Source organism: Vibrio sp. ABG19 (assembly GCF_029962385.1).
GTDB lineage: Bacteria > Pseudomonadota > Gammaproteobacteria > Enterobacterales > Vibrionaceae > Vibrio > Vibrio ostreae.
This window is the reverse complement of the sequence record NZ_CP071708.1, coordinates 3,202,554-3,227,202: the sequence shown is the minus strand read 5'-3', so window position 1 is coordinate 3,227,202 and position 24,649 is coordinate 3,202,554. Positions and strand designations below refer to the sequence as shown.

At 50.6% G+C, this 24,649-nt stretch carries 18 protein-coding genes; 8 read left to right on the top strand and 10 right to left on the bottom strand.

All coding sequences use genetic code 11. The features are described 5' to 3' along the window. The first annotated feature begins 11 nt into the window (after positions 1-11). The 4 genes from mukF (at position 12) to J0X00_RS20825 (ending at position 6,942) form a co-directional block, all read left to right on the top strand. Complete coding sequence (gene mukF / locus J0X00_RS20840; protein WP_136484474.1) at positions 12-1,349, top strand: chromosome partition protein MukF; 1,338 nt, start codon at positions 12-14, stop codon at positions 1,347-1,349. After that, positions 1,330-2,058, top strand: coding sequence for a chromosome partition protein MukE (gene mukE, locus J0X00_RS20835; protein ID WP_168797000.1), 729 nt, complete (start codon positions 1,330-1,332; stop codon positions 2,056-2,058). The genes mukF and mukE overlap by 20 nt, the downstream gene beginning before the upstream one ends. Further along, a complete protein-coding gene (gene mukB, locus J0X00_RS20830) occupies positions 2,055-6,515 on the top strand; it encodes a chromosome partition protein MukB (protein ID WP_282477662.1) in 4,461 nt (1,486 codons plus the stop codon). Before mukE ends, mukB begins: the two co-directional genes overlap by 4 nt. A gap of 73 nt (positions 6,516-6,588) precedes the next feature. Next, positions 6,589-6,942: a hypothetical protein gene (locus J0X00_RS20825; RefSeq protein WP_136484477.1), complete on the top strand. Its 354-nt coding sequence runs from the start codon at positions 6,589-6,591 to the stop codon at positions 6,940-6,942. Positions 6,943-7,063: 121 nt separating this feature from the next. Here J0X00_RS20825 and fhuB read toward each other — a convergent pair whose 3' ends face one another. The 3 genes from fhuB to J0X00_RS20810 are packed head-to-tail and all read right to left on the bottom strand — an operon-like array spanning position 7,064 to position 10,740. Beyond that, positions 7,064-9,067, bottom strand: coding sequence for a Fe(3+)-hydroxamate ABC transporter permease FhuB (gene fhuB / locus J0X00_RS20820; protein WP_282477661.1), 2,004 nt, complete (start codon positions 9,065-9,067; stop codon positions 7,064-7,066). After that, positions 9,064-9,963, bottom strand: a complete 900-nt coding sequence (locus J0X00_RS20815; RefSeq protein WP_282477660.1) for an iron-siderophore ABC transporter substrate-binding protein — start codon at positions 9,961-9,963, stop codon at positions 9,064-9,066. The genes fhuB and J0X00_RS20815 overlap by 4 nt, the downstream gene beginning before the upstream one ends. 9 nt (positions 9,964-9,972) lie before the next feature. Further along, positions 9,973-10,740 (bottom strand): ATP-binding cassette domain-containing protein, encoded by a 768-nt coding sequence (locus J0X00_RS20810; protein ID WP_218562971.1) that lies wholly within the window; start codon positions 10,738-10,740, stop codon positions 9,973-9,975. Between the two features lie 133 nt (positions 10,741-10,873). Here J0X00_RS20810 and J0X00_RS20805 point away from each other — a divergent pair, with 133 nt between their 5' ends. The 3 genes from J0X00_RS20805 (at position 10,874) to J0X00_RS20795 (ending at position 14,213) form a co-directional block, all read left to right on the top strand. Beyond that, positions 10,874-11,449: an MSMEG_1061 family FMN-dependent PPOX-type flavoprotein gene (locus J0X00_RS20805; RefSeq protein WP_136484481.1), complete on the top strand. Its 576-nt coding sequence runs from the start codon at positions 10,874-10,876 to the stop codon at positions 11,447-11,449. 129 nt (positions 11,450-11,578) lie between these two features. Continuing rightward, positions 11,579-13,744 carry a TonB-dependent siderophore receptor gene (locus J0X00_RS20800; RefSeq protein WP_282477659.1) on the top strand — a complete coding sequence of 722 codons (2,166 nt, stop codon included), beginning with the start codon at positions 11,579-11,581 and terminating at the stop codon, positions 13,742-13,744. Between the two features lie 70 nt (positions 13,745-13,814). Next, entirely contained in the window at positions 13,815-14,213 is a 399-nt protein-coding gene (locus J0X00_RS20795; protein ID WP_282477658.1) for a VOC family protein, read from the top strand. A 198-nt stretch (positions 14,214-14,411) separates the two neighbouring features. On the opposite strand, the gene J0X00_RS20790 is transcribed toward J0X00_RS20795, so the two are convergent. After that, positions 14,412-16,367 carry a methyl-accepting chemotaxis protein gene (locus tag J0X00_RS20790; protein WP_282477657.1) on the bottom strand — a complete coding sequence of 652 codons (1,956 nt, stop codon included), beginning with the start codon at positions 16,365-16,367 and terminating at the stop codon, positions 14,412-14,414. Positions 16,368-17,048: 681 nt separating this feature from the next. Between J0X00_RS20790 and J0X00_RS20785 the strand changes: the two genes are divergently transcribed. Next, positions 17,049-17,735: an EAL domain-containing protein gene (locus tag J0X00_RS20785; RefSeq protein ID WP_282478334.1), complete on the top strand. Its 687-nt coding sequence runs from the start codon at positions 17,049-17,051 to the stop codon at positions 17,733-17,735. 265 nt (positions 17,736-18,000) lie between these two features. Here the strand turns inward: J0X00_RS20785 and J0X00_RS20780 are convergent, their stop codons facing one another. The 6 genes from J0X00_RS20780 to J0X00_RS20755 all read right to left on the bottom strand — a co-directional run bounded on the left by J0X00_RS20780 (position 18,001) and on the right by J0X00_RS20755 (position 24,407). Next, positions 18,001-18,993, bottom strand: a complete 993-nt coding sequence (locus tag J0X00_RS20780) for an alpha-L-glutamate ligase-like protein (protein WP_136484980.1) — start codon at positions 18,991-18,993, stop codon at positions 18,001-18,003. Next, positions 18,989-20,497 (bottom strand): inactive transglutaminase family protein, encoded by a 1,509-nt coding sequence (locus tag J0X00_RS20775; RefSeq protein ID WP_136484487.1) that lies wholly within the window; start codon positions 20,495-20,497, stop codon positions 18,989-18,991. Before J0X00_RS20775 ends, J0X00_RS20780 begins: the two co-directional genes overlap by 5 nt. Positions 20,498-20,512: 15 nt before the next feature. Beyond that, positions 20,513-21,253, bottom strand: a complete 741-nt coding sequence (locus tag J0X00_RS20770; RefSeq protein WP_136484488.1) for an ATP-dependent zinc protease — start codon at positions 21,251-21,253, stop codon at positions 20,513-20,515. Positions 21,254-21,431: 178 nt separating this feature from the next. Next, positions 21,432-22,406, bottom strand: a complete 975-nt coding sequence (gene cmoB / locus J0X00_RS20765; RefSeq protein ID WP_282477656.1) for a tRNA 5-methoxyuridine(34)/uridine 5-oxyacetic acid(34) synthase CmoB — start codon at positions 22,404-22,406, stop codon at positions 21,432-21,434. Between the two features lie 210 nt (positions 22,407-22,616). Then, positions 22,617-23,345 (bottom strand): carboxy-S-adenosyl-L-methionine synthase CmoA, encoded by a 729-nt coding sequence (gene cmoA / locus J0X00_RS20760; RefSeq protein ID WP_282477655.1) that lies wholly within the window; start codon positions 23,343-23,345, stop codon positions 22,617-22,619. Between the two features lie 195 nt (positions 23,346-23,540). Further along, positions 23,541-24,407, bottom strand: coding sequence for a DUF72 domain-containing protein (locus J0X00_RS20755; RefSeq protein WP_282477654.1), 867 nt, complete (start codon positions 24,405-24,407; stop codon positions 23,541-23,543). Between the last annotated feature and the right edge of the window lie 242 nt (positions 24,408-24,649).

Here is a 24,649-nt window from a genome sequence, read left to right as displayed (position 1 = left end):
CAGGAATAACAATGAGTGAGTTAACTCAGAACGCTGCGGAGCAGCCAATCGACGAATTGGTCAGTTGGGTCAAGCAGAACGATTTCTCATTGAACCTGAGCACCGAACGGTTGGCGTTTCTTATCGCCATTTCGGTGTTAAGCAACGAACGGTTCGATGAAGAGCTAGGTGAAGGCGAGTTGCATGATGCGTTTGTGATTGTGACCCGCATGTTCGAAGACACGGGCGAGGCGTCTGCTTTTCGGGCCAACAATGCGATTAATGAGCTGGTAAAACAGCGTTTGATCAGTCGCTTTACCAGTGAAGTCACCGATGGTGCCAGTATCTACCGTCTGTCTCCGCTGGCCGTCGGCATCACCGACTATTATGTTCGCCACCGCGAATTCTCCAAGCTGAAACTGTCGATTCAGCTCTCGATGGTGGCTGACGAAATGGCGAAAGCGGTGGAGTCTGCGCAGCAGGGCGGCACGCCGGGTCACTGGAAGAAAAACGTCTACGGAGTGCTGAAATACTCGGTAGGCGAAATTTTCGATCGTATCGACCTTAACCAGCGTGTCATGGATGAGCAGCAGCAGTCCGTCAAACAACAGATAGCTGAGCTGCTCAATAAAGACTGGCGCGATGCGATTATCAACTGTGAATCTCTGCTGTCGGAGACCTCGTCCACACTGCGAGAACTGCAAGACACCTTGCAGGCGGCGGGCGATGAATTACAGACCCAGATCCTGGATATTCAGGAAATTGTCTATGGCGATGAGGAACTGGACTTTATCGGAGAAACCCTGTTTGGGTTGCAGATGAAGCTCGACCGGATCACCAGTTGGGGCCAGCAGGCGATTGACCTGTGGATTGGCTACGACCGCCATGTGCATAAATTTATCCGTACAGCCATCGATATGGACCAGAACCGGGCCTTCAGCCAGCGTCTGCGTCAGTCGGTGAATGATTATTTCGATCAACCATGGTATCTCACTTACGCCGAAGCGGAGCGCCTCAGTGATCTGCGCGATGAGGCTCTGGTGCTGCGTGACGAAGAAGTGACGGGTCATGTGCCGGTCGAAGTAGAATATGAAGAATTCCAACAGGTCAATGATGAGCTGGCAGAGCGCATCGGCGAAATGCTGAAAGGTCATAAAGAGCAGGGCATGCCGATTGATCTTGGCAGCGTGTTGCGTGATTACCTCGCCGCTCACCCGAGAACTCATCATTTTGATTTAGCACGAATTGTGGTCGACCAGGCGGTACGTCTCGGTTACTCAGGCTCGGATTATCGGGCAATTCAGCCAGACTGGCAGGCGATCAACGAATTTGGTGCAAAGGTACAAGCAAATGTCATCGACCGATATTAATGAATACATGCCAGAGAATCTGGCCAAAGCGATCGCGAACCCTCTGTTCCCGGCGCTGGACAGCCTGCTGCGTGCCGGCCGTCATATTTCCAGTGACGACATGGATAACCATGCCCTGTTGTCCGACTTTGAGCCGGAACTGGCTCAGTTCTATCAGCGTTATAACACCGAACTGGTGCGTGCGCCGGAAGGCTTCTTTTATCTGCGTCCACGTTCAACCTCACTGATTAGCCGTAGTGTGCTGTCTGAGCTGGACATGCTGGTAGGTAAAGTGTTGTGTTTCCTGTACCTCAGCCCGGAGCGTCTGGCTCACGAGGGCATCTTCACCAATCAGGAGCTGTATGAAGAGCTGCTGGCGTTAGCGGATGAGAAGAAGCTGATGAAGTTGGTCACCAACCGTGCCAACGGCTCTGATTTGGATAAAGAAAAACTGTTTGAAAAAGTGCGTACCTCGCTGCGACGTTTACGTCGCCTCGGTATGCTGATCAATATTGGCGATACCGGTAAATTCCGCATTTCAGAAGCGGTATTCCGCTTTGGTGCTGATGTCCGTGTTGGCGATGACATGCGGGATGCACAGCTGCGTCTGATTCGTGATGGCGAGGCGGTCGTGCATAGCCAAGAGCCGAATCAGCAAAGCCTGCTGGATAACGATGATTTATTGGATTCACAAGATGATGAGCAATCAGAGCGGGAAGGTGATGCATGATTGAACGTGGTAAATATCAATCACTGACCATGGTCAACTGGAACGGCTTCTTTGCCCGTACGTTTGACATCGATAATCTGGTCACCACTTTGTCCGGCGGTAACGGTGCGGGTAAATCGACCACCATGGCCGCGTTTATTACGGCGTTGATCCCGGACCAGACCCTGCTTCATTTCCGTAACACCACAGAAGCGGGCAGCTCCCAGGCCTCACGTGATAAAGGTTTGTACGGTAAATTGCAGCCGGGTGCCTGTTATGCCGCGCTGGATGTAGTGAACTCACGTAATCAGCGCGTACTGTTTGCGGTTAAGCTGCAACAAGTCGCCGGCCGTGATAAAAAAGTCGATATCAAACCATTTTTGATTCAGGGCCTGCCAAGTCATGTTAAGCCTACCGATGTCCTGGTTGAAAGCGTGTCAGACAACCATGCCCGCGTGCGTCAGATCAATGAAGTTAAAGACGCCGTTACGGCGATTGAAGGCGCGCACTTTAAGTCATTTGCTTCGATAGTCGATTACCATAACCAGATGTTCGAACTGGGTGTGGTACCGAAGAAACTGCGTAACAGCAGTGACCGTTCAAAATTTTACCGCCTGATTGAAGCCTCTTTGTACGGCGGTATCTCCAGTGCGATTACCCGCTCGCTGCGTGATTACCTGCTGCCACAAAATGGCGGGGTGAAAAAAGCGTTCCAGGACATGGAATCCGCGCTGCGTGAGAACCGAATGACGCTGGAAGCGATCAAAACCACTCAGGCAGATCGTGATCTGTTCAAACATCTGATCACTGAATCGACCAACTATGTGGCTGCCGACTACATGCGCCATGCTAACGATCGTCGTCAGAAAATGGATCAAGCCCTGGCGCTGCGTGGCGAACTGTTCAGCGCCCGTGAAACCTTGATTGAGCAGAACAGCCTGCTTAATCGGGTGCATGAAGAGCTGGAACTGCTGGTGGAAACGGAAGCGACCCTGGAGCAGGACTATCAGGGGGCTTCCGATCACCTGCAACTGGTGCAGAATGCACTGCGCCAGCAAGAGAAAATTGCCCGCTATCAGGATGATCTTGAAGAGCTTAACATTCGTCTCGAAGAGCAGATGATGGTGGTTGAGGAAGCGCAGGAGCGCGTCCTGACGGTGGAAGAGCAGGCGTTGATTGCTGAAGAAGAAGTCGATAGCCTGAAAACGCAACTGGCTGACTACCAGCAGGCACTGGATGTTCAGCAAACCCGCGCTCTGCAATATCAGCAAGCGGTGACTGCACTGGAGAGAGCACGCACGCTGCTCGATGATCAGCATCTGAGTGCCGACACGGCTCAGTCGTTGGTTTCCGGCCTCAAAGCTGAGCAGGAGAACCGTACGACTGAACTGCTGGCGCTGAAACATAAGTTGGATATGTCATCCGCGGCAGCGACCCAGTTTGATAAAGCTTATGCTCTGGTGAAAAGCGTGCTGGGCGAAGTCGCGCGCGGTGACGCGGCCGATAAAGCCAAAGCCCTCGTCCGTCAGGCGACGGACGCTAAGCAGGTGGTACAGAACGAACACCAGTGGTACTCGCAGCAGCGTGACCTGGAACGCCGCATCGAGCAGCAGAATGTGGTTCGTCACCTGGCAGAAAGCTATCAGTCGCAGCATCAGGTGACTCTGAGTGATGAGATGACGGTTGAGCAAGAGCAGGAACGCCATGCGGCGTTGCTGGAAAGTGTTGAAGCCTCATACGAAGAGCTGCGTGAGAAACGCAGTGAGCAACGCCGACTGGAACAGGATTACCAGGCTGAGATTAGCCGTCTGGAATCCATTGCACCGGCCTGGATTAAAGCCAGCGATGCGCTGGAAACGCTGCGTGATCAGAGTGATGCTGAACTGGCTGACAGCCAGTCAGTGATGGCGCAGATGCAGATCGTGCTGGAGCAGGAAAAAGCTCAGTCGATCGCCAAAGATCGTCTGGCTGAGCGCCGAACTCAGCTTGACAGTGAAATTGAACGCCTGGCGTCGCCGGGTGGTTCGGACGATCCGCGTCTGAAAGGTCTGGCGGATACGCTGGGCGGTGTATTGCTGTCAGAGATCTATGATGATATTACCATCGACGATGCGCCATACTTCAGTGCCATGTATGGCCCGGCGCGCCACGCGATTGTGGTGTCGGATCTGTCTGGAATCAAAGAAAAACTGGTTGAACTGGACGACTGTCCGGAAGACTTGTACCTGATCGAGGGCGATGTGGATGCCTTTGATGACAGTGCGATGAATGCGGAAGAGCTTGAAGGCGCGGTCTGCGTGCAGCTTAATGCACACCAGATCCGTTACTCACGCTTCCCGAAAATCCCATTGTTCGGCCGCGCGGCACGTGAACAGCGCCTGGAACTGCTGCGCAATGAACGTGAAGAAGTGGTTGAACAGCATGCGAAAGCAGCGTTTGACTCGCAGAAACTGCAGCGTCTGTACAGCAGCTTTAACCAGTTCGTTGCCCAGCACCTGCAGGTGGCGTTTAATGACGATCCGGAGCAGGCACTGCAGCAGATTCGCGATAAACGCAATCAGGCTGCGCGTACTCTGGCTGAACTGGATAACCAGGAGCAGCAACAACGCAGTCAGCTGCAACTGAGCAAGCAGGCCCTGACGGCACTGGACAAAATTGCGCCGAATATGCTGCTGCTGGAAGATGATTCCCTGCCAGAGCGTTTAGAAGAAATCAGCGCCAATATTGCTCGTCTGAGTGAAGCAAAAACCTTCCTCACCGCGCACGGTAAAGCGGTCGCCGAACTGGAGAATATCGCCTCAGCGCTGGAAGCGGACCCTGAGCAGTTTGATGCGCTGGAAACCCAGTACCAGCAGGCTGACCAGGCACTGCAGACCCTGAAGACTCAGATCTTCGCCTTGTCGGATCTGCTTGAGCGTCGTCATCACTTCGCTTATGAAGATTCGGTTGATCTGCTCAATCAGAGCAGTGAACTGAGTGAGCAACTTAAAGCCAAGCTGGTACAGGCAGAAAATCAGCGTGGACGTCAGCGTGAAGAGCTGAAACAGGCTCAGTCACAGCTCAACCAGTATAACCAGGTTCTGGCGTCGCTGAAGAGTTCGCATCAGGCCAAACTGGAAACCGTACAGGAATTCAAAGCCGAGCTGCAGGAATATGGTGTGCACGCAGACGAAGGCGCCGTTGAACGCGCTCAGCGTCGTCGTGATGAACTGCAACAGCGCCTGCACAGCTCGCGCAGTCGTAAAAGCGAATATGAGCGTACCATTACCTCGACTGAGCTGGAGATGAAGTCTCTGGCCAAGCGGATGAAGAAGGTCGAGAAAGACTACAAAGAGCTGCGTACTTTCGTTGTGAATGCCAAAGCGGGCTGGTGTTCAGTACTGCGTCTGGCGCGTGACAATGATGTCGAACGTCGTCTGCATAAGCGTGAACTGGCTTACCTATCGGCTGGTGAGCTGCGTTCGATGTCAGATAAATCATTGGGTGCACTGCGTCTGGCGGTGGCGAACAATGACGATCTGCGTGATGCGCTGCGTCTGTCGGAAGACAACAGCCGTCCTGAGCGGAAGGTTCTGTTCTACATTGCTGTCTACCAGCACCTGCGTGAGCGGATCCGTCAGGACATTATTCGTACCGACGATCCGGTGGAAGCAATCGAAGAGATGGAAGTGGAACTGGCCCGTCTGACCGAAGAGCTGACTCAGCGCGAAAACCGCCTGGCGATCAGTTCAGATTCCGTCGCCAGTATTATCCGTAAGACGATTCAGCGTGAGCAGAACCGGATTCGGATGCTCAACCAGGGCCTGTCAAACATCGGGTTTGGTCAGGTCAGTGGCGTGCGCCTGAACGTGAAAGTACGTGAAAGCCATGAAATTCTGTTGTCCGGTCTGGCGGAGAATCAGGCTCAGCACAAGGACCTGTTTGAAACCTCGCGCTATACTTTCTCTGAAGCGATGGCTAAGCTGTTCCAGCGTGTGAACCCGCATATTGACATGGGGCAGCGTTCACCGCAGGTACTGGGTGAGGAGCTGCTGGATTACCGTAACTACCTTGAGCTGAGTGTTGAGGTTAACCGTGGCTCTGATGGCTGGTTGCAAGCCGAGTCCGGCGCGCTGTCGACCGGTGAAGCGATTGGTACCGGTCAGTCTATTCTGCTGATGGTAGTGCAGAGCTGGGAAGAGGAATCGCGCCGCCTGCGCAGTAAAGACATTATGCCATGTCGTCTGCTGTTCCTGGATGAAGCTGCTCGTCTGGATGGTAAGTCGATTGCGACTTTGTTTGAGCTGTGTGATCGCCTTGATATGCAGTTATTGATTGCTGCGCCGGAAAACATCAGTCCTGAGAAGGGTACGACCTATAAACTGGTACGTAAGGTGTTTAAGGACCATGAGCACGTGCACGTGGTCGGACTGCGCGGTTTCGGTCAGGGTGACAAGCCTAAATCTGCACAACAACTCCTGGCTGAAGAGCTGAGTTAAGTGGATAAAACGCCTTCCTTCGGGAAGGCGTTTTTGTGTTTGGTATCCTAATCGATTGATACAGAGGGAAACGATGCCATTGATATTTAAAGCCAGCCCAGAGCATGATGAAGATTTGTGTCAACAGTTAGCGGTTTTTCTAGATGCTCATAAGACGGAGTTTGAAACGCGTTTAATTCCGGATTTAACCCATATCGACCTGATGGCTCACAATGTCAACGGGATTGAAGTGCTGAGTGTTGAGCATATCAGCGATAATCAGTACCGGTTGCGCTATCGCTATGACTGGCAGCTGTTTAACGGCTGTGCCGGAAAAGACGAGTCAGGCATCGAACGTGACAGTGTCCGCTTTACTCTGGATGACAACGGGGTTATCGATATCGCGTTTTTGGTCACGGATGAAAGAGGTACGGCTGATGAACTATAGCCCTGAAACGGATAGAGTTAAAACGGATAGCGTTAAAACTGATCGTGTTGAGACTGCTAACCCTGAAGCGTGATGCAAAAGAGTGATGAGATGACCCATCACTCTTTTTGTTGCGGATGAATCAGTTCTTACGCATCAGATAAAGGAAGTAAATTCCGCCCAGCATGGAAGAGATTAATCCGGCCGGGAATTGCCACGGGAACCAGACCATACGCCCGACCCAGTCTGACAGGGTCATGACAATCGCACCAATCAGGCAAGCACTGATTAACTGCGAACGGGCATCGTAGCGTCCCATCGCTCGGGCCATGTGCGGCGCGAGCAGGCCGATAAAGGTCAGCGGGCCGATGACGATGGTGCATAATGTGGTCAGTGCGGCGACCATCAGCAGAATACCTTGCCGCATCCGGCCGACATGCATGCCGACACTGCCGGCAGAGACTTGTCCCAGGCTGACCACATTAACATGACGCGAAGTCACCAGGGCAATCAGCATAAGTGGGCTGATTCCGCCAATGAGCATCAGCACATCACGCCACGACGTCAGATAGGTAGAGCCGGATAACCAGGTCAGTAATGCCTGGGCATCTTCGCTGCTGCTGGACAAGGTGATACGCAGCAGGGCATCCAGTGCCGCACTGAGTGCGATACCGGTCAGGATCACGGTCATCGGAGCGAAATGTTGCTTACGGCTGGTGGCCCAGATCACCGCCGCGACTGTCAGTGCGCCCAGTGTGCCGACCAGTATCTGACCGTCGCGGCCAAGTTTGATACCAAACATCACACATAATACCATGGCCAGAGAGGCTCCGGAGCTGATTCCCAGCACTTCCGGGCTCGCCATCGGATTGGTGGTCATACGCTGAATGAGCGTACCGGCGACCGCAAGACCAATGCCGGCAAGCAGAGCGCTGAAAAGACGTGGTGCGCGCAGTGCCAGTACGTCTGAACTGATGGAGAAAAACCAGCCGCTGTCTTGATTGCCGAGTGTTGCTGCAACGGCGATGACCGCCACTAAACCGGTACCGAGCCACAACAACTGGCGTGTGAACGAGGTCTGTTTGTAATGCAGGGCTGCGTCAGCGGTTTGTGCGTGTTGCGATGGCCAGATGTTTCTGGTCAGCAACCAGAGGAAAAAAGGTGCGCCGATCAACGCGGTCATGGCCCCGGTAGGCAGTAACTGGCTGGTCACTTCTTTGGGTATCGCCTGAATCAGTAGATCCGATAGCAACAGCATTAAGGAGCCCAGTAGGCCGGAGAGCAGGATACGTGCACTCAACGCGCGCACTTTGAGCAGACGCACAATATTAGGCGTGACGATACCAACGAAGCCAATCAGGCCGACTTCACTGACCACAACAGCAGTCAGTAAGATAGCCAGACCTAAGCTAATAATTTTATAACGCTTTACGTTAACGCCGATTGAGTCTGCAACGGTATCACCGAGCGCCAGCGAACTGAGCGGGCGTTGCACCAGCAGCAACAATGCCGTAGTAGCGGCAATGACCGGCGCGAGATGCCAGACACCATCCCATCCATTCTGATTGAGAGAGCCGGTCCCCCACACGAAGATATTGGTCAGATGTTTTTCATTGACCAGCATCAGCATGGTGTTCACTGAGCCGAGAAACAGGCTGACGACCATGCCTGACAGCACCATCTGAACTGCTGCGAATCCCTTCCTGGCTGACAACCAGAACACCAGAACAGTTGAAAATACCCCGCCGATAAACGCAAAAGTCACTGCGGGAAGCATAGCTAAACCCGGCACCAGCAACATGCTGATAATCAGGCCGAATTGAGCACCAGAGGCAACACCTAACGTCGTCGGCGCCGCGATCGGATTACGCAGCACAAACTGCATCACGCAACCGGCAACCGAAAGTGCAAACCCGCACAGCAGTGCGACCGTGAGGCGGGGCAGATAGGTCAAACCAACCACAATATGCTGATAATTAGCGCTGTCGTAGTCAAACAGTGTCCGGAACAGCACCTTGCCACCGCCAAAGGGAGCGGTCAATTCGACAAGCACCGCCAGCAGCAATAACGTCAACCCTAGCCCCAGCCAAATCCGCCATGAGCGGAAGGGTTGAGAATGAGGGGCAGAAACGGTTAAGTCATTCATGGTTGTTCGGTCAGAAGGCGGGTAATGTTATCACTTAGCCGGCGCGCGGCTATCAGGCTGCCGAATGACCAAATTGCCGGCAGTTCATACACCTGCTTGTTGCGGGTGAATGCCATCGCCTGCCACAGCGGAGACTGGGTCAGGGCTTCTCGGTCTTTTGGACGCAGCGGGCCAAAAATCAGTACACGCGTGTCCTGATGCTCCGCTATTTTACTGATCTCGGTGGTGGCGAATCCCCAGCTGTTGGTTGCTTGCTGCCATTCATTATGCAAGCCCATCTGGGTAATGGTGTCGTTAATCAATGAACCTTTACCGTGGATACGCAGCGTTTGCTTATTGACGAAGCGAATGAACATCAGATTGCGATCATCGGCGCCGGCCTGGCGCAGTTTAGCACCATTGTCTTGCAGATGTTGGCGGGTTTGCTTTATCAGATCCTCGGCCTGCTGTTCACGGTTAAGAATCTGCCCAAGCTCACGTGTCAGTTGTTCAGCATTCGCCAGCGGTGTTTGGCTGTCATTGTAAATATCGACCACTGCGACTGGTGCGATGCGGCTCAGCGTGTCATAAGCGGGCAGCAGGTAAGAGCTGATCAGGATCAGATCCGGCTTGAGTTTAGTCAGCAGCTCAACATTGGGTTCGGTGCGTGAACCAAGATCGGCGACGCTGTCGGGTAATGACGGCTTGCTGACCCATTGGTTGTAATTCTGTGTGTCTGATGCGGCAACAGGTGTCACGCCCAGACTCATTACGGTCTCACTCAATGCCCAGTCGAGCGTTGCCACGCGGGTAGGGGGATGGTCGAGATGCAGAGCGGAGAGGGGGTGAACCGTGTCCGCTGCGGCAACTGCCCAGTTGGTGTAAATAAAAAACAGAGCCAAAAGCATTTTTTTCATCGGGGCGTCCTATGGAATATAGCTGATCAACTGGCCGTTAGCCGGATTACGAAATAGTGCGAGATCCATACCGTAGATGGATTTGAGAACGTCTGTCTGCATGATCTGCTCGGGGTTTCCCTGTGCGATCACCTGGCCTGACTTGAGCGCTATGATATGATCGCTAAAGCGCGCGGCCATATTGATATCGTGCAATACGATCACCACGGTCAGATTAAGGCGCTGGTTGAGCTCGCGAATCATCTCCAGCAGTTCGTACTGATGATGGACATCCAGAGCGGAAGTCGGCTCGTCCAGCAATAGGCATTCGCTTTGCTGCGCAAGTAACATCGCAACCCAGGCACGCTGGCGTTCGCCACCGGACAGGGTCGCAACAAAGCGGTCCGCATAAGCCGTCAGGCCGGTATGCTCAATCGCTTGTTCAATCGCCTGATGATCTTCACTGTTGAGCTGGCCAAAAGCGCCTTTCCACGGATAACGGCCAAAACTGACCAGCTCACGCACAGTGACCCCGTCGGTGACGGGCGGATGTTGCGGCAGGTAGGAGACTTTGCGCGCAAATGATTTATGTTCGAAGCCTTGCAGTGGCTTACCCGCAATATCAATGCTGCCACGATTGGCATGATACTGGCGGCTCAGCAGTTTCATTAAAGTGGATTTACCACACCCGTTATGTCCCAGCAGTGCTGTCACCTTGCCTGGCGGAAAGGTGAGATTGGTGGGGTGTAAAATTACAGTATTATCTATCTGATAGCTGACGTCTTTTAATGTGAACATGATTTCTTAGCAGCCATAACCTTTGGCTCAGTGTCATCCGGTGATAAATATGGTAATGTAAATTATTAACAATTAAAAGTAAGTCGCATTTTCAAATGCATCATTCTTTGACGTGTAGGGATAAATAATAACAATGACTCAGATTACGACACTGGAACAACTCCGCGAACTCTATCCAATGCCGGCCCCACTGGTAGTGGAAAAAGATGTTCACCATATTGATCAGCACAGCCGCACTTTTCTCCAGCACAGTACGCTGATGTTTCTGGCGACTGAAGGTAAAGAGGGGTTTCTGGATCTATCGCCGCGTGGCGGTACTCCGGGTTTTATCAAAGTGCTGGATGATCACACCATTGCTTTTCCGGACAGTCCGGGCAACAACCGCCTGGATACTCTGAGCAACTTGCTTGCCAATCCCAAAGTCGGACTGTTGTGCATGGTGCCGGGTGTGGAAGAGATTGTCCGTATCAAAGGAACCGCGTCACTGCACATTGATGAGGAGCTGCGTCAGCAATGTCTGGACGGAAAAAGTAAACCTAAGCTGGTGGTTAAAGTGGCGGTAGAAGCGCTGTTTTTCCACTGCCCGAAAGCGTTGATGTTATCCAAAATCTGGAACAGTGATTCGTACCAGGATCGCAGTTTCCTGCCTTCACTACTGGCGATCATTAAGGATCAGCAGGTGGAGAAAACACAGCACGGCGACTGTTGATGTGAGACTTATGTCACATTAATGAAGCAAAAATTGAACTTGTCAATTAATCTTAGTTCATGGTGTTGAAATAAATGCAAATGATACCTACTATCATTTGCATTTTGATAAAGACAACAGCGTAACACTATGAATAAAACAATGATTGCGACAGTGGTCGCCATGCAATTTGCTTCGGCTGCAATCTATTCTCCTTCTCTCTTTGCCCAGCAAGAGGGCTCATCTCAAACAGCTCAAACGACTCGATCATCCGAGCAGGAAATGGACACCCTTGTGGTGACCGGTCGATATACAGCGACCGAACAAGTATCCAGTGCAACCGGTATGAACTTATCCGATATGGAAACGCCGCAGTCGGTGAGCGTAATTACGGAACAACGTATCAAAGACCAAGGCTTGTCGAACGTTAAAGATGTGGTCAATACTGCGGTTGGACTCTCAGTCGATCCAGCAGACACCGAACGAAACACCTTTATATCCCGCGGCTTTGTGGTTGGCAGTTATCAGGTAGACAGTGTTCCGCAATCGCTGGGTGATCTTGGCGGTGCCTTAGGGGAAACCCTGATTGACCTGTCTATCTATGACCGGGTTGAAATAGTACGTGGTGCAACTGGCCTGATGACAGGTTCGGGGAATCCGGCCGCTGCGATCAACTTCGTACGTAAGCACGCGGACAGTCAGGAGTTTCGTGGCTATGTCAATGTCAAAGCGGGCAGTTGGGATCGACGTGAGATCACGACGGATTTATCCGGCTCGCTCAACGACAGCGGCTCTGTACGGGGTCGGATTGTGGCGAAGTACGACAAACACGGTTCGTTTATGGATCGTTACAGTAAAGAGACTTCGGTACTGTATGGTGTGGTGGATGCAGACATGACTGACAACACGCTGCTGAGAGTCGGGGCCGGCCTGCAAAATAATAATGCTGACGGTGCAACCTGGGGTTCACTGCCGTCCCATTACACTGACGGCGAGAAGATTAACTGGTCACGCTCCATGTCGACAGCGACCAACTGGAGTTATTACGACACCGATGCAAAATACTACTTCATTAATCTCGAGCACTATTTTGCTAACGGCTGGCGTCTCAAGACCGATTACAGCCACAATGAATACACTAATGATGACAAACTGTTCTATATCGGTGGTCAGATAGACAAGGCAGATGGTGGTGCTTCACTGGGACAGTGGCTTATCAATGGAGATTCAAAAGCCACCATCGATAGTATTGGTACACAGCTGAATGGTGACTTTGGTTTATTTGGCCGTCAGCACGACTTTGTTGCCGGTGCGCTGTTCAGTCATCAGACCCGCAAAATCTATTACGGCTATCCGGCTGAAAGTGGCCAGAATTTCAACCAGAGCTTACTGGATTATCAGGGCAACGTATCGGTATCAGGCTGGCCGCAACGTTCACTCGATTCCGACTACACCACTGAAGAGCTGGGTTTTTATGCCGCAGCCCGTTTCGATGTAACAGACGATTTGAAATGGATTGTAGGCAGCCGGGTCTCCAACTGGAATCGTGATGGCCTGTATTCGACAGCTTCGGCAACCAGTAAGGTCGACTATGGTGATAACGGGGTGATCACGCCATACACCGGATTACTCTACGATTTGACCGCCCAGCATCGTGCCTACGTGAGCTATGCTGAGATCTTCCAGCCGCAATTCAATAAAGATGCCAGCGGCGACTTCATCGATCCGCTGACCGGTAAAAACTACGAAGTGGGACTAAAGAGCAGTTTTGCTGATGATCAGATTCATACTGCCATCTCGGTATTTCGGATTGAGCAGGATAACCTGGCTGAATCGACCGGCACGCTGAACAGCAAAGGTGAAACTATTTATCGTGAGGTTGACGGGGTGACCAGTAACGGCTTTGAGCTTGAGGCGAACGGTCAGGTGACGGACGGATGGAATCTGAGTGCGGGCTACTCGCAATATACCGCTAAGGACAAAGATGACCAGCCAGTTAGCACAACTCGCCCGCGTAAGCAGTTCAAACTGTTTACTACCTATAACTTTACCTCAGCACTGCCTGAGCTGACTTTAGGGGGTGGTGTAAAATGGCAAAGCCGTATTTTCGCTGATGACAGCAGCGGTTATCGCACCGAGCAGGGTGACTATGCTTTGGTTGATCTGATGGGGCGCTACGACATTACCCGCCAGACTCAGGTACAGGTCAACATCAATAATGTGTTTGATAAAAAATATTACGCCGGGATCTGTACCACCTGTTACAGCTATGGTGATCCTGCTAATGTCACCGTCAGTCTGCAACATAACTTCTGATGGTGTGACAAGCGTTTAACGTTAGCGAACTAGCAAACTTGCACGACAAACATAATCAATCAGGAAAGGTATGATTTCTAAAAATACCAAGCTCAGGATCGCGCGTCCGACCGACAATCTGGAAACCATTGCCGATATGTATATCCGGGGGCTTGGTTTTGAGCTGTTGGGCCGTTTTAGCGACCACAATGGTTTTGACGGTAGCATTATCGGCCACCCGCAGCATAACTATCATCTGGAGTTCACCCATCATCGGGGGACTCTGGTGGGCAAAGCGCCGACGCAGGATAATTTACTGGTGTTTTATCTGCCTGAGCAATCAGAGTGGCAGCAATGCTGTGCACAGATGCTGGAGGCCGGTTTTATCCGGGTCACTGCATATAATCCTTACTGGGATGTGGTTGGTAAAACATTCGAAGATGTTGATGGCTATCGGGTGGTATTGCAGAACCGGGAGTGGTCAGCCTAGCTTAACGATAATCTACAACACTTAACGCCGCAACGCGTCTGCATAAACATCATACGCTGGCAGAACATGGCACACGTATTAATGGCTGGTGCATTGCGCGGTATCGAGCTGGAACAAGAAGCGCTGTGATACATTTCGGGCTGACTGTGATAGATGCGGCCTACGGCGATGTTTGCCGATAAGGCCGCTACAGGCTAGTTAGGCGCTAAGTTTAAACAGAGCAACCAGATCATTCAGTTGGTCGGCCAGGCGGGCAATTTCACTGCTTGAACTGCGGGTCTGGCTTGATGCCAATGCGTTTTCCTGGGCAATGCGTTTTACGTTGACTACGTTTTCATTGATGGTTTCGGCCACGGTGCTTTGTTGCTCCGAGGCGCTGGCAATCTGCATGTTCATATCATTAATGACACCGACCGCATCTGTAATCGACTGCAGCACAACCCCGGTTTTACCCGCTTGTTCAACACAATCGTCCGCCAGGGATTTGACCTGATTCATCACTTGCACCGAGCTTTTAGTACCGGACTGCAACTGCTCAATGATCGACTGGATTTCTGACGTTGAACCCTGCGTTCTCGCAGCAAGCGAGCGCACTTCATCGGCGACAACAGCAAAGCCGCGCCCTTGTTCGCCGGCGCGAGCCGCTTCGATCGCAGCGTTGAGGGCTAGTAGGTTGGTTTGATCGGCGATCGCGCGAATCACATCCAGAATCGAGCTAATATTCACCACATCTTGCTGGACCATGTGCAGTTTCTCTGAGGAGAGATTTACACTCTCAGACAAGGTGCCGATGGAGTTGACCGTTTCTGCCACGACTTTGGCGCCATTTTCTGCCTGTTTATCGGCATCATTGGCGGCATCCGCTGCCCTGGCGGCATTCGACGCCACATCATGCACGGTTGTCGCCATTTCATTCATCGCCGTCGCGACCATATCGGTCTCGGTTTCTTGTCGTACAATGCCTTGTGTGGTTTGGTCTGTCACCACAGCCAGTTCTTCTGAGGCAGAGGCGAGTTCGGCACTGGCACTGTGGATGGTTGATATCATGTCGGTCAGATGATCGGCGGTATTTTGAATAGCGTTCAGCAGTGTGCCTGTCTCGTCTGTACGATGTGTTGCAACTTGTATAGTGAGGTCACCTTGGGCAAGCTGATTGGCGGCCCCGACCGCGGCCTGAATTGGTTTGGTTATGTTGATAGTGAGCAGGTAAGCGGCCACGACTCCCAGCACGATCGCCGCAACGGACAGTATCAGAGTTAACTGAATACTGCTGTCGGTGTTGCGCTCTACTTCTGTGCCAAGAGCGTTTTGATCACCGATAATCGACAGTTTCACCTGCTCAACCTGACGGGCGACATTAGGCCCCTCGATATCCAGAGCCTGAGTTATCATCTCGTTACGCTGATTGATCATACGGTTAATATCGCGCATCTCAGCCACATAAGCGCTGTGAGCCTGCTTGAATTCACTTAGCATAGCGAGGTGTTGTGTAGTGAAGAGATTCTTTTCAAGGTTGGGCAATACCTGCTTCATCGCCTCGTCCATATTGGCAAGAGCCTGCTCAAAATCCTGCTTTGAATTGGTTTGTAAGAACTTAGCGACGTAGAGGCGGCCGGTGAGCATGACTTTTTGTACCTGACTGGCGTCATATGCGGCTTCGGTGTTACCATCGTCGTACACGGACTGGATAAGGTTGTCGATTTGGCGGCGCATTTTTTCCCCGCTGGGCACCAGGTGCTGATCATGGGCAGTATTGCGTTGCTCTATCAGGCGGGTGACGTTCTCAAATGCGTTCTGGTATGTGATGACCGATGAGGCGATGGACTGGATCAACTGTACACGAGAAGGTTCCTGAATATCGTCTTTAGCTTGCTGTAAAAGATGGTTCATTTTGGACAGATAGTTTTTATAGTCCTGCAGACTCCGTTCATCCTGAGCAATCAGGTAGTTTTTTACATTCATGCGAACCATCAGCATATTGGCCTGCAGCTCTCCTGCCAGGTTACTGTCATCGGCGAGATCACCGTAACTCATCAAGCCCTGATTGGTTTTAGTTAATGCCAGAATGCTGATTGCCAGAACGACAGAAAGCAGTGTTAACAAGGCACCAAAGCTCAGCGCCATCTTCTTGCCTAGTTTTAGGTTATTAAACATGCCAACTTCCTTGTATCTAAATAAAAGCCTGTATGCAGAATAGTCTAGTTTTTATTAGTTAAATATAGGCAATAAATTATATCGTACATTGTTTTGATTCTATTGATAATAGAAGTATCAATATATTTTTCATGATGGTAGTTATTAATATCAATAATATAACCAAGCTTGAGGTGGGTGTTTTTTTCTAGGAGAAGTGCTGTTTTTTATATTGGTAACAGTCACATGGTTATTCTTCAAGAAAGTGCAATAAAAACATATTGTTTAAATGTTAATTTAATTATTGTGAGTTGCAGTGTTTTATCGGATTCCAGTTGTTAATGATTCAATATAACCGGAAAAAATTGGAATAGAGATAATTAATCTATCGCTTTATCCAGCTCGTTTCGTGGGAAATACTGCATCAATCATTCATCCAGTAGAAAATCAATAAAAAATTGAAATGATATTTTTATTGATTTGTGATCCGAGTCGATGATTCATTCTGTTGCAAAGCACATTTCAGGATAAATTATTTTTCATGCTGCATGATTCGGTGATGGTTGCGTTCTTGTATAAATATGACTACTCTGACCGACTGATATACCAGTAGGCTATTTTATGAAAGACAGTCTCAATCACAAAAACGTGGCGTTGTGCCGACAATGTTCCGGGTCCAGTAAGCTCGAATTTGATTTCACGATGGCATTCCAGCCCATTATCGACTGCACATCACAAACAGTGTTTGGCTACGAAGCTTTGGTCAGAGGGCTTGATAATCAATCCGCGTATTCGATTATTTCTCAGGTCAATGATGACAACCGCTACCTGTTTGACCAGTTGTGTCGTGTCAAGGCGATTACCTTAGCGGCCAGGCTGAAAATAAATTGCATGCTCAGTATCAATTTCCTGCCTAATGCGATTTATAATCCTCAGCGCTGCATTCGAACCACGCTAGAGGCCGCCAATACTCACCAGTTTCCAATCCAAAATATCCTGTTTGAGTTCACCGAAAGTGAGAAGGTCGAGGATAGTCACCATATCCGTGCCATTGTAGAGTCCTATCAGGCGATGGGATTCAAAACTGCGATTGATGATTTTGGAGCCGGCTATTCTGGGCTCAATCTTCTGGCGGACTTTCAGACTGATATCGTCAAGTTGGATATGGCGTTGATTCGTAATATTGATGCTGATAAAGGGCGTCAGACCATAGTTATACACACGTTGAATATGTTACGTGATCTTGGGGTCAGAGCATTAGCGGAAGGGATTGAAAGTGAGGCAGAGTACCGCTGGTTAAAAGCGGCCGGGGTGGAACTGATGCAGGGCTATTACTTTGCTAAACCTGGTTTTGAATCATTACCTGAAGTCGACTTTTCTGCGCTTTAGACTTTCTCCACGTTTTCAATGCAATGTCAGCCATTCGATACAGGGTTAGTGGCTAACTACTGGCTTATCGATTCACGACTGATTTGCTATTAACGGCGGCCTCAGCGGTTAACGGCTTGCTCATCGCTTAAACATCATGTTTGTGATGAAAGAGTGAGCCAGAAGTTCGCTAAAAATAAAGAGATAAAAAACGGAAGTCACCGTGACTTCCGTTTTCAGATTAGGATGTGTTTAAATATTTCCGTTGTTAGGTCAGAACACGCCGTTAGAAGCTGACGGCTTCACCCTTAACGCCAAATTTCTTCATTGAATAGGCGACACGCTCGGCCGGGGTCGGTGGGATCAGCACGCTGCCCAGATTCTCAATGTGGTGCAGGCGTGGTAACAGGCCGGCACCATTGGCAATCTGGATCGCAAGCCCTGGACGGGCATTCAGTTCCAGTACCATAGGGCCTTCTTCTTTATCCAGCACCATATCCGTCCCCACGTAGCCAAGGCCGGTCATTTCCCAGGCGCTGGCGGCGAGGGTCAGCAGTCTTTCCCAGTGCGGCACTTCGAGAGTAAACAGATCTTTACCTGTATCGGGATGATGAGTCACCGGACGATTAAACTGCACCGCTCGCACCGCTTTGCCGGTCGCGATATCAATCCCGACTCCGACAGCGCCCTGGTGCAGGTTCGCTTTACCATCTGACGCTGAGGTAGAAAGACGCATCATTGCCATCACTGGGTAGCCTTTGAAGACGATGATACGCACGTCCGGCACCCCTTCGTAGCTGAAACCGTCAAAACAGTCATCGAACTTAATCAGGTTCTCAACCACAGCCACGTCATTCTTACCACCCAGAGAAAACAGGCCAGCCAGCGCGTTACTGATATGACGTTCGACATCTTCTTTACTGATGGTTGCGCCAGACGGTTTAGTGTACACCCCATCTTTGTGAGAGGTGACTACCAAAATCCCTTTCCCCCCGCTGCCTTGTGCTGGTTTGATGACAAAGCCTGGCCATTTTTTAACCATGTCATGAATGTGTTTCACATCGGCCTGGTTAGCAATGACACCAATCAGCTTCGGCACGGTACAGCCAGCCTGCTGCGCGATCAGTTTAGTCTTGAGTTTATCATCCACCAATGGGTATTTTGAACGGTCGTTGTAACGACCGATGTAACTGTGGTTACGTTTGTTCATACCCATGATCCCCTTGCGACTTAGCTTGAAAGGGGAGGTGTAGTCAGAGAGAGAAAACCGCATATTAATCTCCGTCAGCCAGTGGTTTGAAGCGACGCAGTTCTGTGATGCGGTAACCGGTATAGGTACCAAATAGCAGAATCGCAGCCAGTACAATCAACTGCAGACCGATGAAGTTAAAGGTCAGGTGCTGCACGTAGGAGTTCGTCATGGCCAGATAGATCAAGACCGCAGTAAATAGCGATCCGCCACCTTGCAGAATGACTTCCTTCGCACCTTCTTCTTCCCAAAGAATCGACATACGCTCGATGGTCCACGACAAAATGATCATCGGGAAGAACGTAATGCTCAGACCTTCGGTCAGGCCGACTTTAAACGCCACGACGGTAAAGACCGAGATAATCAGAATCACCGAGATGATCACCGCGGATATTCGCGCCACGAGCAACAGGTTGAGCTTCGACAGATAACTTCGGATGATGAGACCTGTGCCGACGATCAGCAGGAAGCCGATAATACCTGTGGTGAGCTGAGTCTGTACAAACGCCACCGCGATCAACACGGGCATAAAGGTGCCCGATGTTTTCAGACCGATAATGACCCGCAGGAACACCACAATCAGCGCGCCGATAGGGATCAGCATGATGGTTTTAAACATCGCCTGTTCTTCCAGCGGTAGGCTGTGAATCGATAGGTTGAGCAATCCGTCAGACTGAACCTTGTTACTGGTGGCCTGTTGCGGGGTCACATCCTGGGCAATCATGCTGAAATGCACCTGGCTATTCTGACCGCCCATTACATCCAGCAGTGAAATGTTGGATTCATCCCACACCAGCAGATTCGGATGGCTTGGCTGGGTTCCGGTTTCCGGATTAAACAACACCCACTTTTTGCCATTCCAGACTTCATTCATGTGCTGGATGGTCTGGCGGCGACGGCCGTCTTCCAGCTCGATCACGCCCACCACTTTATTCGGTACCTGAGCGTATGACAGCAGTTTTTCTGCCGCATCGACCTTGCTCATGTTATTCAGCAGCAAGGAGGCATTCTGACTTTCTGCGTCATTGAGGGTTTTGATCAGCTCGCGTGCAAAGGTGATGTGATCGGCGGAGCGTTGTGTTGCGCGTTCGATCAGAGCAATAGCGGATGCCTCTTCCGGACCGTTAAAGGTCGGTTTAGCCGGTTTGCCGGTCGGCGGAACAGGTTTGGCTTGTGACTGAGGATCAACCAGGAATTGAGTTTTGTAGTAAATAGTTTGCGGGCCACTGGCGTGGCGAATGGACCATTCGGCGCGGCGACCGCTTTCGGTCGTGATGTAGGAGACGCCATAGCCTGGTGAAGAAGCATTTTCGCCCACTAGGGTAAAACCGTCCTGGGTGTGCGGCGCGGCCAGAGAAACTTTGGCTTCTTTGCCTTGGGCGACAAATTCGATTCTGGCTTCAATATCCCAGACCTGACGAGTCTCACCCGGCGTCCAAGGGACACCGTAGCTCTGATGGCGAATCACACTTAAGGTAATGCCGATTGCGACCAACAGAATAATCGATAGATAAAACGGAATTCTTGACGTCATAAGTGACCTTATTTCTTATTTTGATCCTGTCTGAATGTGTTTGCGACTGACATCCACTACGGCGATATCGCGAATAAATTCGCGGCCAAGAAGAATCGGATGGCTCATCTGTGAACGGTCAGCCAGAGTAAATTGAGTTTTTTCATGAATAGCGCCGAGTTTGACCCAAAGTTCAACCACTGCGCGACGCTCGGTATCCTCACTTGTTGACTGGCGAATACGCACATAACGTAAGATTGGCGCTTCGATCCAGTTGGTGTCATCTTTCGCACCTTGCTCATCACTTAAATGAAAGCGTACCCAATTTTTACCATTGCGTTCGAACTCTTCAATATCCACTGCGTTGAGCGATGAAGTTGCAGCGCCGGTATCAATGCGGGCATTAAATGATTTGTTAACGACATCCAGTGTCACGGTTTCAATTTCACCCAACACAACTTCATGACGCGGCTTGGTCTGAACGACAGTCGGTTGCGGTGAAGGCGCAGGGGCAAGGGCTGCTTGCTTTTTATGTTCTTCAATAGTGGTTTGCAACTCGTTAACTTGAGTCGTTAATGTGGAGACGTGATTTTCAAGACTATCGATATAATCCATCTGGTTACTGATATGCAGTTCCAGGTTAGTCATCTTATTGGATAACGTGGATTCGGACTGTTGAATCGCGTCCAGCGTAGCATGATGATACTCATCGCCTTTCAATAGTGTACAACCAGAAAGCATTGTCAGTGCGACGACGGGTGCAATTCGCTTAAACATTTGCGACCTTATTCTTCAATTATCAGTTGATGTAGTTATAGCAAAGGATGAGCAAAGCATCCTTGGCTAGATTATTCCTATCTGAGGAATAGCGAGTTAAAACTGTGTCAAATATCCCTGTTTCTTCAACAGATTCAGGGAATATTAATAGCATTAAGTGACAGCAGTGTCGCCTGATTCAGACGGGTTTTTTGGCGACCAGAATAGCGCGACGTGGTGCCGGATATCCTTCCACGGTTTTTGACGGGTCATTCGGATCGATATAATCCGGCAGGGAATTGTGCGTCATCCATTCCGTGGTGCGTTGTTCGCCCAGTGAAGTAACATTCTCATCGACTATCCGTACGCCTTCAAAGCCTACTTTCTCCAGCCATACCTTAAGTGCTAGAGCGGAAGGGAAGAAATAGACGTTACGCATTTGCGCATAGCGGTCAAACGGTACCAGCACCGCGTTTTCATCACCTTCAATGACCAGGGTCTCCAGGATCAGTTCGCCACCGGCAATCAGCTGATTTTTCAGTTGCAGCAGGTGATCAAGCGGTGAACGGCGGTGATAAAGAACCCCCATACTAAATACCGTATCAAAGGCTTCCAGCTCCGGCAGTTGTTCAATACCCAGCGGCAGCAAATGAGTACGCGGGTCACCCCCCATCAACTTGCGCACGGCCTCAAACTGAACCAGAAACAGTTCGGACGGATCGATACCAATGACCTGATGGGCTCCTTCCCCGAGCATACGCCACATGTGATAGCCGTTGCCACAGCCCACATCAAGCACGCTGCGACCTTTTAAAGGTGTGATGTGCGGCAGCAGGCGATCCCATTTCCAGTCTGAGCGCCATTCGGTGTCGATATGAATACCGTGCAGGTGGTAGGGGCCTTTACGCCACGGGTGAAACATTTTTAATAAGCTTTCTAGCTTTTTCTGTTCACCCAGAGCCAGGGGCTGCTGGTTAGTTACACTTACCGACTCTTTCAGGTCAATGTTGTCTGGTTTGAAGTCCGGGAGCTTCTTTAAAGCACGTAACCAGCGGTCCATATCACCGTGGCTTTTGTCTTGCCAGTCAGCGAGTTGCTGAGGCAGGATTTTGAGCCAGGGTTGCAGACGCGTATCCTGAGCAAGTAGCGAGTAAACATTACCAAAGTCAAACATGGCAGGGGATTCCTAATTCCGACATCTTTGCCCTGACCAAATAATTAATGCAATCACTGATTCCGTCAGGGCAGGGAAACGCGTTGCCTAAAGCTGATTTGTGCGCCAATCGGTTCAGCGCGAGTTGATCCGTTTTCGCAACGGATCTGTGTTCGAACAGAGACGCTTTCAAACTGAGCGGCTTTCGAGCTTCGCTGCTTGAAAACGTACTTACTTAATCGCAAACATCGAGCCGAAGTTAAAACACTGGAACCAGACTTCGTAACTGGAGAAACCGATTTTTGCAAAGCGCTCTCGGTGGATTTCTACTGAGTCGGGGCGCATGACATTTTCAATTGCGCTGCGCTTCTGGCTGATTTCCAGTTCGCTGTATCCGTTGGCGCGTTTAAAATCATGGTGTAAATCAATTAATAATTCGTTCGCCACCTGATTTTCAAACACATATTTTTCCGACAGTATTAAAATACCGCCAGGACGCAAACCGGCGTATATTTTTTCCAGCAGCGTGAAACGATCTTGCGGAGAAAGAAACTGCAGGGTGAAATTAAGCACCACAACCGACGCATTTTCGATCGCCATATTGCGGATATCGGCTTCAATAATTTCAACCGGCGTATCTGACCGATAAGCATTCACGTGCAATTTGCAGCGCTCAACCATCGCTGCGGAGTTATCGACACCGATGATTTTGCAGCCTTCTTGTTTAATACCACGACGCATGGACAGGGTAGCCGCGCCCAGTGAGCAGCCCAGGTCATACAGGTTGCTGTGGGGTTTAGCAAAACGCTCAGCCAGCATACCAATCGCAGAAATAATATTGGCATAGCCGGGAACCGAGCGCTGAATCATGTCCGGAAAGACTTCAACCACACGTTCATCAAAGGTAAAGTCGCCAATCTTATCGATTGGTGATGAGAATATAGTGTCTTTGTTGCTCATGGTGACCTCAAGGCGGCTAGCGTCAGCCTGACCAACAGCATCAGGCTCAATAAAAGGCGCATATTTTATGAAAAATTTAGTCTTATGTCATTAGTACCCGGACTGCGATAACGTATTCCGTCTCATTTGTTTAGAAAGTGCTGAAAATATCAGCGCGTCAGGGCAGAGAAACCACTAAAACGAGTATGTAAACAGCTAAAACATGCTGATTTGGCTGTCGCCCTGGCTGGCCGGAAAGGTGGCGAGATCCGGTAAAGGCAGCTGTTGCTGCAGTTGCTGATAAAGTGACAGCGCGAGTTCCGGCGCCAGATTGTTATCCGGGGTATGTATCATCACATAAGGCTGTTTACCCTGGGCGACCCACAGCGGGAGTTTTTTTAGCCAGGGCTGGAAAAAAGCGAGATTGGCGTCAAGATCCGGATGGCCGATAAAACGCATCATCGGATGGGTGGCGGTAGCGATGGCATGCACCGGCACTTTAGGCTTTTTCATCTGCGCATCAATGATCACTTCATTGACCGGTTCAGCCGCAAACACTGGGCGACTGTCCATAATGATGCGGTCTATGCCTTGTTCCAGCAGCCATTGATTGAGGCTGCGCTCTTCTTCTCCCTTAGCGAAAAAAACGGGATGACGCACTTCAACTCCGAGCGGAAATTGTTTGGGGAAATAGCTGCAGAACTTTTTTAACTGCTCCAACTGAGCCGGACCGAAGGCCGCCGGTAACTGAATGGTCCACATGCCGACACGTTCATGCAGCGGCTCCATCAACGTCATGAAGTTTTTTAACTCGTCCTGGCAGCCCAGTAACATTTGCTGGTGGGTAATCTGTTTAGGCAACTTAAAGGTGAAGCGAAAATCGTCATGGGTGGCCGCTTTCCAGTTACTGACGGTCACCGGGGAAGGGGACGCATAGAAGGTGGTGTTACCTTCTACGGTATGAAATACCCGGCTGTACTTTGCCAGTCTTTCCGATGCCTGGGTGCCCCGGCCGTAAAAGCTGCTTTGCCAGGCAGGGTGGGACCACATTGTCAGGCCCAGTCGTAGGGGAAGTTCCGTCATGATTGATTCTCGTCTGCGGTGACTTGTTTCTGGTTTGTATCGCTATTTTATCGGTGGCCGTGACTTGTGGGTAAACGCCACGGGCGCGTTCAGAGAGTGATTCAGTGTCGGGCAGGATACGACAGATTGACGCTTTGCCCAAGTACGAAGCAATCTGAGGGGCGCTAATCTCGCAATTCGCCGCCGCTTAGGGTTATAATCAGCGCCAATTTTTCGTGTTGCGCCGCAGCTATATGTGGATT